Source organism: Flavobacterium sp. Arc3, assembly GCF_041431375.1.
Taxonomy (GTDB): Bacteria; Bacteroidota; Bacteroidia; order Flavobacteriales; family Flavobacteriaceae; genus Flavobacterium.
Genome location: NZ_JASMRI010000003.1, coordinates 175795 through 188725, shown reverse-complemented (window position 1 = coordinate 188725; position 12931 = coordinate 175795). Strand labels below are relative to the sequence as shown.

General features: G+C 34.9%; 10 protein-coding genes and 1 pseudogene. 5 read left to right on the top strand and 6 right to left on the bottom strand.

The window, feature by feature from the left end:
• Positions 1–38: 38 nt before the first annotated feature.
• Positions 39–1442, bottom strand: a complete 1404-nt coding sequence (gene lpdA, locus QO200_RS03445) for a dihydrolipoyl dehydrogenase (protein WP_371536379.1) — start codon at positions 1440–1442, stop codon at positions 39–41.
• Between the two features lie 155 nt (positions 1443–1597).
• Positions 1598–2056, bottom strand: a complete 459-nt coding sequence (locus QO200_RS03440; protein ID WP_371536377.1) for an Lrp/AsnC family transcriptional regulator — start codon at positions 2054–2056, stop codon at positions 1598–1600.
• Positions 2057–2215: 159 nt separating this feature from the next.
• Between QO200_RS03440 and QO200_RS03435 the strand changes: the two are divergent.
• A pseudogene (locus QO200_RS03435) lies at positions 2216–2848 on the top strand (MarC family protein).
• Between the two features lie 17 nt (positions 2849–2865).
• Positions 2866–4068, top strand: a complete 1203-nt coding sequence (locus tag QO200_RS03430; RefSeq protein WP_371536492.1) for an aminotransferase class I/II-fold pyridoxal phosphate-dependent enzyme — start codon at positions 2866–2868, stop codon at positions 4066–4068.
• A gap of 264 nt (positions 4069–4332) precedes the next feature.
• On the opposite strand, the gene QO200_RS03425 is transcribed toward QO200_RS03430, so the two are convergent.
• Positions 4333–5373 carry a PLP-dependent cysteine synthase family protein gene (locus tag QO200_RS03425; RefSeq protein WP_371536374.1) on the bottom strand — a complete coding sequence of 347 codons (1041 nt, stop codon included), beginning with the start codon at positions 5371–5373 and terminating at the stop codon, positions 4333–4335.
• A gap of 69 nt (positions 5374–5442) precedes the next feature.
• The gene (locus QO200_RS03420; protein ID WP_371536372.1) at positions 5443–7503 is read right to left on the bottom strand and encodes a S9 family peptidase; all 2061 of its coding nucleotides are present in this window, start codon (positions 7501–7503) and stop codon (positions 5443–5445) included.
• 142 nt (positions 7504–7645) lie between these two features.
• Between QO200_RS03420 and QO200_RS03415 the strand changes: the two genes are divergently transcribed.
• Complete coding sequence (locus tag QO200_RS03415; protein WP_091086995.1) at positions 7646–7966, top strand: YbaB/EbfC family nucleoid-associated protein; 321 nt, start codon at positions 7646–7648, stop codon at positions 7964–7966.
• Between the two features lie 66 nt (positions 7967–8032).
• On the opposite strand, the gene QO200_RS03410 is transcribed toward QO200_RS03415, so the two are convergent.
• The gene (locus QO200_RS03410) at positions 8033–9052 is read right to left on the bottom strand and encodes a low specificity L-threonine aldolase (protein ID WP_371536370.1); all 1020 of its coding nucleotides are present in this window, start codon (positions 9050–9052) and stop codon (positions 8033–8035) included.
• Between the two features lie 91 nt (positions 9053–9143).
• Here QO200_RS03410 and prfB point away from each other — a divergent pair.
• Positions 9144–10245 (top strand): peptide chain release factor 2 gene (prfB, locus tag QO200_RS03405; protein WP_371536368.1). Its coding sequence is split into 2 segments (ribosomal slippage): positions 9144–9206 and positions 9208–10245, totalling 1101 coding nucleotides; the frame shifts between segments, so codons are not numbered across the junction.
• Positions 10246–10370: 125 nt separating this feature from the next.
• Here the strand turns inward: prfB and QO200_RS03400 are convergent.
• Positions 10371–11087, bottom strand: coding sequence for a L,D-transpeptidase (locus tag QO200_RS03400; RefSeq protein WP_371536365.1), 717 nt, complete (start codon positions 11085–11087; stop codon positions 10371–10373).
• Positions 11088–11541: 454 nt separating this feature from the next.
• Between QO200_RS03400 and QO200_RS03395 the strand changes: the two genes are divergently transcribed.
• Positions 11542–12924, top strand: a complete 1383-nt coding sequence (locus QO200_RS03395) for an NAD-dependent succinate-semialdehyde dehydrogenase (RefSeq protein ID WP_371536362.1) — start codon at positions 11542–11544, stop codon at positions 12922–12924.
• Positions 12925–12931 lie beyond the last annotated feature (7 nt).

The following is a 12931-nucleotide window of genomic DNA, read 5'->3' as shown; positions in this document are numbered from 1 at the left end:
CATAGTTTGACGGGTTCATTAGTACAAAATCGTATAAACTATACGTGTAATGCTCTATTATCTGTAGCTGCTAATGCCGCTTCTTTGATCGCTTCCGCAAAAGTAGGATGCGCATGTGACATTCTTGAAATATCTTCAGCTGAAGCTTTAAATTCCATTGCAACAACTGCTTCAGCAATTAAATCAGCACAACGAGCTCCAATCATATGAACTCCCAGCACCTCATCTGTTTTTTTATCAGCAAGGATTTTTACAAATCCATCTAAATCTCCGCTTGCTCTAGCACGACCTAATGCTTTGAAAGGAAATGTTCCAGATTTGAAATCTACTCCAGAAGCTTTTAACTGTTCTTCTGTTTGTCCTACAGCAGCCACTTCTGGCCATGTATAAACTACACCAGGAATCAAATTGTAATCAATGTGTGGTTTTTGTCCAGCCAAGATTTCAGCTACCATAGCTCCTTCTTCTTCCGCTTTGTGCGCTAACATAGCTCCACGAACAACATCACCTATTGCATAGATATTAGGAACATTCGTTTGTAAATGATCATTTACTTCCACCATTCCTCTATCTGAAATTTTCACTCCTGCTTTATCAGCGTTTAATCCATCAGTGTAAGGACGACGACCTACAGCAACTAGAGAATAATCTCCTTCTAAATTGACTGTCTCTCCTTTGGCATTTTCTGCCTGAACAGTTACGATATCACCGTTTCTTTCCACAGACTTCACTTTATGTGAAACGTAGAATTTCATTCCTTGTTTCTTTAATACTTTGGTCAGTTCCTTAGACAATGAAGCATCCATTCCAGGAATGATTCGGTCCATGAATTCCACGACAGAAACTTGAGCTCCTAAACGTAAATATACTTGACCTAATTCAATACCAATCACACCACCACCAATGATGATAAGATGTTTTGGTACTTCTTTTAATTTTAATGCTTCAGTAGAAGTTATAATTCTTTCTTTATCGATTTTGATAAATGGCAAATTAGAAGGTTTAGATCCTGTTGCAATAATTATATTTTTAGCTTCCACTGTTTCGCTAGTTCCGTCCGCTTTTGCGATAGCAACGTGAGTAGCATCTACAAAAGAACCCAGTCCTTCTAGAACAGTGATTTTATTTTTGTCCATTAAATATTTCACTCCGCCAGATGTCTGGTCAACAACTGCTTGTTTACGAGCAATCATTTTCTCTAGGTTAATTTTTACGTCACCAGAAACTTCAATTCCGTGATCAGCAAAATGTGCTAATTCAGCATAATGATGTGAGGAAGATAACAATGCTTTTGAAGGAATACATCCTACGTTAAGGCAAGTTCCGCCAAGAACTGAATACTTTTCGATAATTGCTGTTTTGAAACCAAGTTGTGCACAACGAATTGCTGATACATATCCGCCTGGGCCAGAACCAATAATGACTACGTCAAATGAATTCATAGTATATTTATTTTTGTTGTTTTATTATAAAATGTTCCACAAAATTAAGGAATTAAGTTTTGTTTAAACTTTAATATTAAATATATTTTGTTAAGATTTTGTACAACAACTCATTTAATATTATGAAAACGATACGATCTTGACACTAAAATTCACTAAACTTCAACCACCGTTGTATTTTTAACTTCACTAATCATAAAAGTACTTTGAGTACTGCCAATATGCTGAAGGGTAGTCAACTTTGCAACTAAAAACTCTCTATAGGCTTCCATGTCTTTCACCACAATCTTAAGAATATAATCATAATCACCACTTACATGGTAACATTCTAAAACTTCTTTTAATTGCACCACCTCACTTTCAAATCTGGTTACAAATTCTTTGGTATGCTGGATGAGTTTTAGGTGACAAAAGACCACAAATCCTTTCTCAACCTTACCTTTATTAAGCAATACCACGTATTTATCAATAATACCTTCTCTCTCTAATTTTTTAATCCTTTCATAAACTGCAGTAACTGATAGATTCAATTTTAATGACAATTCTTTTGTTGTCTTTTTACTGTCTGTTTGTAATAATAAGAGAAGTTTTTTGTCTATTAAGTCTAAAGTCATTTTGTAGTTTTTTTGGCGAAAGCATGAAATATTCCATAAAAATAGAAATTAAATCTACACAACCTCATTTTAGCAACATAAAAAACTGAGTTTAGTCCCGATTATTGACAATAAAAACTATATAAACGTCCTTTACATTATAAATAGCACTGTTATATAATGGATGATTTTATCACTTTTAGCCTTTTGTGCCTTACTTCTTTCTTTACCCTAATCAATCCATTAGGTACGATGCCTATTTTTTTAACTATGACCACTGATTTATCAGAACAGGAGCGCAGAGTCACAGCAAAAAAAGCTTCCATAGTTTCCTTTATCATTATCGTTTGTTTTGCCCTATCCGGACAATTGCTTTTCAAGTTTTTTGGAATCTCCGTAAACAGTTTTAAAATAATGGGTGGCGTCATTTTTTTCATGATGGGAATGGACATGCTGCAGGCTAGATTAAATACTGTAAAAATCAAAAAAAATGAAGTAAAGAAATATGTAAATGACATTTCCATTACGCCTCTCGCAATTCCTATGATTTGCGGGCTAGGTGCGATAACAAACGCTATTGTTTTAATATAAGATGCTAACTCAATGTCTAAAATAGTGATTCTACTAGTTTCTATCGCGCTTGTAGTCTTAACCATTTACATCATTCTATTGAGTTCATCTAAAATTATAAAAGTAATAGGACAAACAGGTATAAATGTAATGATGAGACTTATGGGACTTATCGTTACGGTAATAGCAGTTGAATTCTTTTTTAGTGGCTTAAAGCCAATCATACACGATCTAATGCAATAACTAACTTAAAAAAAAATATTATGAAATTTAACCCCGCAGACAACATTCAGGACTTACAGTATTTTGGTGAATTTGGTGGTGTAAACCCATCTATTTCTGACTCTTCTACCTATACTTTTCTTTCGGCAAAAACTATGTTTGACACCTTTGAAGGCAATATGGAAGGCTGTTATTTATATTCCCGCCATTCCTCTCCCAGTAATTTATATTTAGACAGAGCCATGGCCGCAATGGAAGGTACAGAAACGGCAAACGTATCGGCTTCTGGAATGGGAGCCATCACACCTACTTTATTGCAACTGTGCGGTGCTGGAGACCATATTGTATCAAGCAGAACAATTTATGGAGGAACGTATGCCTTTCTAAAAAACTTCGCACCAAGGTTTGGTATCAAAACGACATTTGTTGATATCACAAAACTAGATGTGGTTGAGGCTGCTATAACTCCGGAAACGAAAGTATTGTATTGTGAAACGGTAAGTAATCCGTTACTAGAAGTGGCTGATATAGCTGGTTTATCAAAAATTGCTAAGAAACACAATTTGACATTGGTTGTAGACAACACCTTTTCTCCTTTATCTGTTTCTCCAGTTAAATTTGGTGCCGACATTGTAATTCACAGTTTAACAAAATACATTAACGGAAGCAGCGATACTGTGGGTGGAGTAACTTGTGCTTCACAAGACTTTATTAATCAGTTAAAAGACGTAAACAGTGGCGCCAGCATGTTACTAGGACCAACAATGGATAGCATGCGCTCTGCAAGTGTTATGAAAAACCTTCGTACGCTACACCTTAGAATCAAGCAACACAGTCATAATGCCGCGTACCTGGCAGAACGTTTTGAAAAAGACGGAATAAAAACGGTATACCCTGGTTTAAAAAGCCATCCAAGTCACGACTTATTTGCATCGATGATTAATCCTGAATATGGTTTTGGAGGAATGATGACATTAGACATTGGTTCTTTGGCGAAAGCCAATGCTTTGATGGAGCTTATGCAATCACGCAACTTAGGGTATCTGGCCGTAAGTTTAGGATTTTATAAAACATTATTCAGTGCTCCAGGAACCTCAACTTCGAGCGAAATTCCTTTAGAAGAACAAGCCGAAATGGGATTAACTGATGGTTTGATTCGTTTTTCAATTGGATTAGATAACGACATTGCAAGAACATACGAAATGATGAAAACCTGTATGCGAGAATTAGACCTATTATAGTCTAAGACTACTATAAAATAATTTTTTTAGTTTTTTTTTTACCAAAGCCTGCTTAAACGCCATTTAAGCAGGCTTTATTTATTTTGCCGCCAATTTTGCTTCCCTTTTACTAAGTTCTCAACAAACATACTTTTGTCGTGGTATAATATGACCATCCTGATTTACAATTGAAGTAATAAAAGCTTGCATTTTTAAAGTAACTCTAATTTTAAATACAAAAACTCCAGATTTCTCTGGAGTTTTGTTATCTATAATTGTAATTTTCTATTTTATAAGTTCGATTTTCTGAACCTCTTCTTGGTTTACACTATCAAAAAATCCTTGCTCGTGCATCCAATCATCACTATATACTTTACTCATATAACGAGAACCATGGTCAGGAAAAATGGCAATTACATTGCTCTTTTCGTCGAATTCACCATCTTCAGCATATTGTCTTATCGCTTGCAAAACAGCCCCAGAAGTATAACCTACAAATAAGCCTTCTTTTCTGGTTATTTCTCTTGCACAATGCGCACTTTCTTCATCGGTGACTTTCGTAAACTTATCGATAGTATCAAAATCTGTAGCAGATGGAATCAAATTTTTCCCTAAACCTTCAATTCTGTATGGATAAATCTCATCGTTGTCAAATTCTTTTGTTTCATGATATTTTTTCAATACGGAACCAAAAGCATCAACAGCAAGTACTTTAATATTAGGATTCTGCTCTTTTAAGAATTTTGCAGTTCCTGAAATTGTTCCTCCAGTACCACTACAAGCAACAAGATGAGTAATTTTACCATTCGTTTGTTTCCAAATTTCAGGTCCTGTAGAGTTATAATGTGCGTCAATATTTAACTGATTAAAATATTGATTGATATAAATTGACCCTTTTGTTTCTTCGTGTAATCTTTTTGCTACATTATAATACGAACGTTCGTCATCTGCAGAGACATGTGCTGGGCAAACATAGACTTTAGCGCCTAAACTACGTAGCATATCAATTTTATCTTTGGATGATTTTGAACTTACGGCAAGAATACAGTTATATCCTTTTATGATACTAACCATTGCAATACTAAACCCAGTGTTCCCAGATGTCGTTTCGATTATGGTATCACCCGGAGATAATATCCCTCTTCTTTCTGCCTCTTCAATAATGTATAAAGCGATTCTGTCTTTCGACGAATGTCCTGGATTAAAAGCTTCTACCTTTGCATAGAAATTACCTTCTAACTTTTCTGTGACTTTATTTAGTTTAATAAGAGGTGTATCACCAATTAATTCTAAAACACTATTGTAAGCTTGTATTTCTTCTTTCATAAAAAAATAGTTAGTCGGGGCGAATTTTATTACACCTCGAAACGTTGCAATTTAACAAAATTTTTTGAATTACTTTTTAATTTTCTCTAAATCTAACAAAAAACTAAATTCTTTTGCCAATTCTTTAAGCGCTTCAAACCTTCCAGATGCTCCTCCATGACCTGCATCCATATTCGTGTCTAAAAACAAAAGATTGTTATCTGTTTTCAAAGTTCTCAGCTTAGCCACCCATTTAGCGGGCTCCCAATATTGTACTTGTGAATCATGTAAACCCGTAGAAATATACATATTAGGATAAGATTGGGCTTTTACATTATCATAAGGAGAGTATGATTTCATGTATTTATAATACCTTTTAACATTTGGATTCCCCCATTCGTCATATTCCCCCGTTGTTAATGGAATTGTTTCGTCCAGCATCGTGGTTGCAACATCTACAAAAGGAACTTGAGCGATAACGCCATGGTAAAGTTTAGGCGCCATGTTTAAAATAACTCCCATCAATAACCCACCGGCTGAACCGCCTTCGGCATATAAATGTTTTGAAGAAGTGTATTTTTGTTCAATTACAAATTTAGAACAATCTATAAAGTCCTTAAAAGTATTTTTCTTTTTTAATAATTTACCACCTTCATACCATTGTCTTCCTAAATCTTCACCACCGCGAATGTGCGCTATGGCGTAAATAAAACCTCTATCCAACAATGATAATCTTGTCGATGAAAAATAAGCATCCATGGAATGCCCATAAGAACCATATGCATAAAGCAATAATGGATTTTTACCATCCTTTTTCAACCCTTTTCTGTATACCATAGAAATAGGTATCAGAGTTCCGTCTTTTGCAGTAGCCCAAACACGTTCTTCGATATAATTATTCTTATCAAAGTTTCCACCTAGCACTTCTTGTTCTTTCTTAACTTCCTTTTCTTTTGTTTTCATATTGAAATCAATAATCGAAGCAGGCGTCGCCATGGATTGATAGGCATATCGTAAAATATCTGTATCAAAATCAACATTTGCAGAAGCATGAGCAGTATAGGTCTCGCTTTCAAAAGGCAAATAATACTCCTCTTGCCCAGTCCAAGGAATGATTCTAATTTCACTCAAACCATTACTACGCTCTGAAACCACCAAAAAGTCTCTAAAAATATCAATATCCTCAAGTAAGACATCTTCTCTATGAGCAAGAACATCTTCCCAATTCTCCATAGCAGTCTTAGATTCAAGCGTTTTCATCAGTTTAAAGTTAGTCGCCTTGCCCTTGTTTGTAAGGATATAGAAATGATCTCCAAAATGAGAAATACTATACTCTAAACCTCTTTTTCTTTTTTGAAAAACCTTAAACTTCCCATTTGGATCGTCTGCTAATAAAGTCATAAACTCAGTAGTCAATGTGCTTGAAGAGCTAATCAAAATGTATTTCTTTGATTTTTCTTTCCCTACAGCGACATCAAAAGTATCGTCTTTTTCAAAATAAACTACTTCATCTTCTGACGTATTAGTTCCTAATTTATGTTTTAGAACCGTATCAGAACGCAAAGTCTCAGCATCCTGAGTGGTATAAAAAATAGTCTGATTGTCGTTTGCCCAAGTGGAATTTCCAGTTGTATTTTCAATTTTATCGCTTAAGATTTCGCCTGTTATTAGGTTTTTTATCTCCAAAGTATAAATTCTTCTTCCCACTAAATCTATTGCATAGGTAGCAAGCTGATTGTCATTACTGATACTCAATCCGCTTAGTTTGAAATATTTTTTGCCGTTTGCTAACTCGTTGCAATCAAGCATAATTTCTTCTTTTGCCGAAAGGCTTTCCTTTTTACGAGAATAAATAGGATAGTCTTTACCAGTCTCAAAACGGGTAATATAATAATAGCCATTATATAAGTAAGGAACTGATTCATCGTCTTCCTTGATTCTGGCTTTCATTTCCTCAAACAGGTCTTTTTGCAAATCCTGTGTATGAGCAGTCATTTTTTGGTAATATTCGTTTTCTTTATTTAGATAGTCAATAACTTCCGGATTTTCTCGATCCTTCAACCAATAATAATTATCAACCCTTATATCCCCGAATTTCTCTAGTACTGTTGGTATAATTTTAACTACTGGTGGTTGTATGTTTTCTGTCATTTTTTGAGTTTTCATATTTGTAAAGAAGGCACAAAAATAAACAAAGCCACTCTATAACGTATCGGTTTTTCATCTTATTTAACATTGCTTATTCCTTCAAAATGCGTAATTTCGTATTTCAATAATTTTTAAATTATCAAAAATGGATTTAATGGGAATGATGGGTAAGCTTAAAGAAACCCAACAAAAAATGGAAGAAACTAAAAAACGCCTGGATACTGTTCTCGTTGATGAGCAAAGTACAGACGGTTTATTAAAAGTTACGATTACCGCTAACAGAAAAATAAAATCAATCACTATTGCCGATGACTTATTGCAAGATAAAGAGCAACTAGAAGATTATATGATTTTAGTAATGAACAAAGCAATCGAGAAAGCAACTAAAGTGAATGAAGCAGAACTTGATGCTGTTGCAAAAATGGATATGCCAATGATTCCTGGGATGGATAATTTGTTCAAATAATCCAACATAGTTATAAGAATATGAATTATGAGTTAATTTAAAAACTCATAATTCATATTTCATCATTTACATCTTTGACAAGGTTTCTAATACATAAGTATGCATGACTTCTCTATAATCAAGATGGGTTACCATTCTCAATTTCCCCTGTCCCATAGAACTAATGGATATGTTTTTTTGTTTTAGTTTCTCAATTAAAACTTTCTCGCTGTAATTAGGCGCCAACGTAAATATCAAAATATTTGTTTCTACAGGCTCTACCTTTGCAACCCATTCTCTGGTATTTAATACAGACGCTAATTCTTTTGCACGTCTGTGATCTTCTGCAAGACGACTGATATTATTGTCTAAGGCATATAATCCGGCTGCAGCCAAATAGCCAACTTGACGCATTCCGCCTCCTAATATTTTTCGGATTCGTAGCGCACGATGAATCGTTGCCTTATCTCCTAATAAAACAGAACCTATTGGCGCACCCAAGCCTTTGGATAAGCAAACTGAAATCGTATCAAATAGTTTTCCAAATGACTTTGGGTCTTGTTTTTTGGCAATTAATGCATTCCAAATTCGGGCACCATCAAGATGGAACTTTAAATTATTAGCTACACATACTTCTTTTATTTTTGTTAATTCGTCTAATTCATAACAAGCACCACCACCTTTGTTGGTCGTATTTTCAACACAAACCAAGCTCGTTAACGGATTGTGATAAAATTCAGGGTCATTGATAGCTCCTGCTACCTGATCAGCAGTGATCATTCCGCGATCACCATCAAGCAAAGAAAAAGACACTCCACTATTAAAAGACGCACCGCCACCTTCATAAAGGTAAACGTGAGCATATTTATCGGCAATAATTTGCTCTCCTGGATTTGTATGTAGTTTTATTGCCGTTTGATTAGCCATCGTTCCTGAAGGGAAAAATAGCCCTGCCTCCATCCCAAAAATTTGTGCAATAGTATCTTCTAATTCTATTACCGTGGGATCCTGTTTGTACACGTCATCACCTACTTCAGCATTGAACATATACTTCAACATTTCATGTGTAGGCTTAGTAATTGTATCGCTAATTAAATTTATTTCCATTGATTTATTTTTTATTTCTAACACGGATAAGTCTTGACTTGTTCTTAAGTAAAAATTTTTCTTATTTTTGTCCCACAAAATTACATAATTTATGACAACTACCGAACAAATTAAAGGTATTGTAGAGCGCCTTGGTGCGTTGAGGAGGTATCTTTGACGTTGATGCCAAACTAATTGAAATTTCTAACGAAGAAGAAAAGACTTTTGCTCCAGATTTCTGGAATAACGCAAAAGAAGCTGAACTAATTGTAAGAAATCTTCGAAATAAGAAAAAATGGATTGAAGATTACGATAAAGCAGTCGAAATGACTGACGAATTGCAGTTAGCCTATGAATTCTATAAAGAAGGAGAACTCACTGCAGAAGAATTAGATGAACAATATAGTCTCATTGCAAATCATATTGAAGCCATCGAATTCAAGAACATGCTTTCAGACGAAGGTGATTCTTTAAGTGCTGTAGTACAGATTACTGCGGGTGCTGGAGGAACTGAAAGTTGTGATTGGGCCGAAATGCTCATGCGCATGTACATGATGTGGGGAGAAAAATATGGGTATAAAATAAAAGAACTGAATTTTCAAAAAGGAGAAGCAGCAGGTATCAAAACGGTCACACTCGAGTTTGAAGGGGATTATTCTTTTGGATACTTAAAAGGGGAAAATGGAGTACATCGTTTAGTACGTATCTCTCCGTTTGACAGTAATGCTAAAAGGCACACTTCCTTTGCATCCGTATATGTATATCCGCTTGTAGATGATAGTATCGAAATTGATATTAATCCTGCCGATATTGAAATTACGACTTCCCGCTCCAGTGGTGCTGGTGGGCAAAATGTGAATAAGGTAGAAACTAAAGTACAGCTTTTTCACAAACCCACGGGAATTCAGATTCAATGTTCAGAGACTCGCTCACAACAAGACAACAGACAACGAGCCATGCAAATGCTCCGTTCCCAGCTGTACGAAATAGAATTAAAGAAACAATTGGCTCAGCGCGCTGACATCGAAGCCGGAAAAATGAAAATAGAATGGGGATCGCAGATTCGCAATTATGTGATGCAGCCTTATAAATTAGTAAAAGACGTGCGTACTGGTTATGAAACTAGCAACGTCGACGGTGTGATGAACGGTGAAATCGATGAATTCTTGAAAGCTTATCTAATGATGATGGGACAAAGAGACGAAGAAGAATAATTTTTACTTCTATTAATCACGTTTACTTGTTTAAACTTAAAAAATCCTCTTACTTTCGTTTTTCGAAATGTTTAGAGGATTTTTTAAGTTTAATAGCTCTTTTTCAGCCGATGCTTTATTACTGTTTACAAACCGTTTTGTAAAACAGTAAAATTTCCCATAATAATTGAAGGGTTCAGTTTGGGATCTAACCAGTTTACTATCGACTTCATGTTGTCTTCATCAATTGCAACACAACCAGCAGTAAAATAAGGCTTTTTTACACCCAAATGAAAAAATATAGCACTCCCTTTCCCTTTTATAATTGGGTTTGTATTGTATTCGACAACCATACAGTATTTATAAGCATCATTCTTTAGAAATAGATTTTCATACGATTTCGCATTGGTAGCGCCTTTTACATAGGTGTTGTAATCCTCTGAATTAGGGTCATCAATCCATTTATCGTCGGCAGTGGTTTGTTGATTTTCAAGTAGCGTATTTAATTGCTTTTCATAAGAAAATAATTTACCTAAACGAAATACTCCGGTTGGAGACTTTCCGTCGCCTTCCTTTTTATTAAGTGGCGCTGCAAATCCATTTTTACCTATACCCACTTCTACGGGATCAAATTTCAATACCCAATTTCCATCCTTTTTCTCTAAGGCTACAAAAACAGCACTATAGCTTTCTGGCTGATAATTGTAAACTACCAGCAATTGCTCTACGTTTTCTAGTTTATCCCTATTATTCTCGGTGATTACTAATGCATTTTTAACTGTAATAGTATTGTCCTGAGCCTTTGAATGATTAGACGAAAACAATACTAAAGGTAAAAAGAAAAACTTATTTAAAAATCTCATGTCATTTTTGTTTTTTAATCTCAAGATTCAAGATTCTAAAAATACCTTTTTTTGATTAATCTAAACTCCTTTGATTACAATTTATCCTTAAAAATTTAATTGGAATTTTTGATAAAAATAAATACCAGCCACCCAGAAGCAAAAACTGTAAAAATAAATAAAACAATACCCATAAAGGACCTATTATTCTTGTTATCAAAACGTTAATGTTATAATGATGTAAGTTATTTCTAAAATTGTGTAACACTTTCTCTTAAATATAACGCTATCTTTGATATTCAACGGTTTTGCTTTACACTGTACAGCAATTTTATTTTAAAATAAAAACAACCTGCTTCGTAAAGCCCTCTAGTTAATTGTTGAATATTATACATGTTAAAACTATCTGTTTTGCATTATAAATTACTTTGGCAGACGCCAAAAAAATTAATCTTCTTTAAATATAAAAAAGATCATGTCAATACAAACAACAAATCCCGCAACAAACAAAGTCCTGAAATCATTTGATGAAATGACGGATAAACAGGTCGATCATGCTATTGCACAATCTTCAAACACCTTTCAGGACTGGAAAAAAACATCTTATCCAGAAAGAGCGGCTGTTTTAAGCAAAGTAGCTTCCTTGATGAGAGAGAATAAAGCGGCTTTATCAACTTTGATTACCTTAGAAATGGGGAAAATCCTTTCTCAAGCAGAAGGCGAAGTTGAATTAAGCGCTAATATTTTAGACTATTATGCCAAAAATGGCGAAGCGTTTTTAGCAGACAAAAAATTAGAGCCAGAGCTTGGCGAAGCCTTAATCCGATCAAGCCCAATAGGCGTTTTACTGGGTGTTCAGCCTTGGAATTTCCCTTTTTATCAAGTAGCACGTTTCATAGCACCAAATATCATGGTCGGAAATACCATCTTATTAAAACACGCCTCTATGGTTCCTCAATGTGCTATTGCAATTGAAGATCTATTTAAAGAGGCCGGAGCGCCAATTGGATTATACACTAATTTGTTAATTTCTGGGAAAAGAGCTTCAGGAATTGTTTCTGACAAAAGAATTAAAGGGGTTTCACTTACTGGTAGCGAAGCTGCTGGCGCAAGTTTAGCTACAGAAGCTGGTAAAAACATCAAAAAATCAGTTTTAGAATTGGGAGGTAATGATGCCTTTATTGTTTTAGAAGATGCGGATATTGACAAAACTGTTGAATGGGCGGTGATTGGTAGAATCAACAATAATGGACAAAGTTGTATTGCTTCAAAAAGAATTATAGCTGTTGAATCTATCGCCGATGAATTTATCGAAAAATTTACAGCCAAATTAGCGCAGTTAAAAGTAGGCGACCCAATGGATCCAAAAACAGAATTAGGCCCTTTGAGTAGTGAAGAAGCATTATTGCACTTATTAGACCAAGTCGAAAGATCAGTTGCTGCAGGAGCTACCGTATTATTAGGTGGTAAAAGAGTAGACGGACCAGGAGCATTTATGGAGCCGACCATACTAACAGATCTAAACCCAATAATACCAGCATATTACGAAGAATTATTCGGACCGGTTGCCTCTTTTTACAGAGTAAAAGATGAAGCTGCAGCAATTGTGCTAGCAAATGATTCCGATTTTGGTTTAGGAGGTTCCGTATTTACCAAAGATATCGAACGCGGAAAACGAATTGCAGATCAAATTGATTCTGGAATGCTATTTATCAATCACCCAACTTGGACACAAGCTGACTTACCTTTTGGTGGAACAAAAGGATCTGGCTACGGAAGAGAACTTTCTGAAATTGGAATTCATGAATTTATAAATAAAAAACTAATCCGTGTTAGTGGGTTATCTGATCCTTTCTAGAATGAAA

What these genes read in the sequence shown, in the direction of transcription:
- lpdA (WP_371536379.1), bottom strand. Translation starts at nt 1,442, where the DNA reads ATGAATTCATTTGACGTAGTCATTATTGGTTCTGGCCCAGGCGGATAT.
- QO200_RS03440 (WP_371536377.1), bottom strand. Translation starts at nt 2,056, where the DNA reads ATGACTTTAGACTTAATAGACAAAAAACTTCTCTTATTATTACAAACA.
- QO200_RS03425 (WP_371536374.1), bottom strand. Translation starts at nt 5,373, where the DNA reads ATGAAAGAAGAAATACAAGCTTACAATAGTGTTTTAGAATTAATTGGT.
- QO200_RS03420 (WP_371536372.1), bottom strand. Translation starts at nt 7,503, where the DNA reads ATGACAGAAAACATACAACCACCAGTAGTTAAAATTATACCAACAGTA.
- QO200_RS03415 (WP_091086995.1), top strand. Translation starts at nt 7,646, where the DNA reads ATGGATTTAATGGGAATGATGGGTAAGCTTAAAGAAACCCAACAAAAA.
- QO200_RS03410 (WP_371536370.1), bottom strand. Translation starts at nt 9,052, where the DNA reads ATGGAAATAAATTTAATTAGCGATACAATTACTAAGCCTACACATGAA.
- QO200_RS03400 (WP_371536365.1), bottom strand. Translation starts at nt 11,087, where the DNA reads ATGAGATTTTTAAATAAGTTTTTCTTTTTACCTTTAGTATTGTTTTCG.
- QO200_RS03395 (WP_371536362.1), top strand. Translation starts at nt 11,542, where the DNA reads ATGTCAATACAAACAACAAATCCCGCAACAAACAAAGTCCTGAAATCA.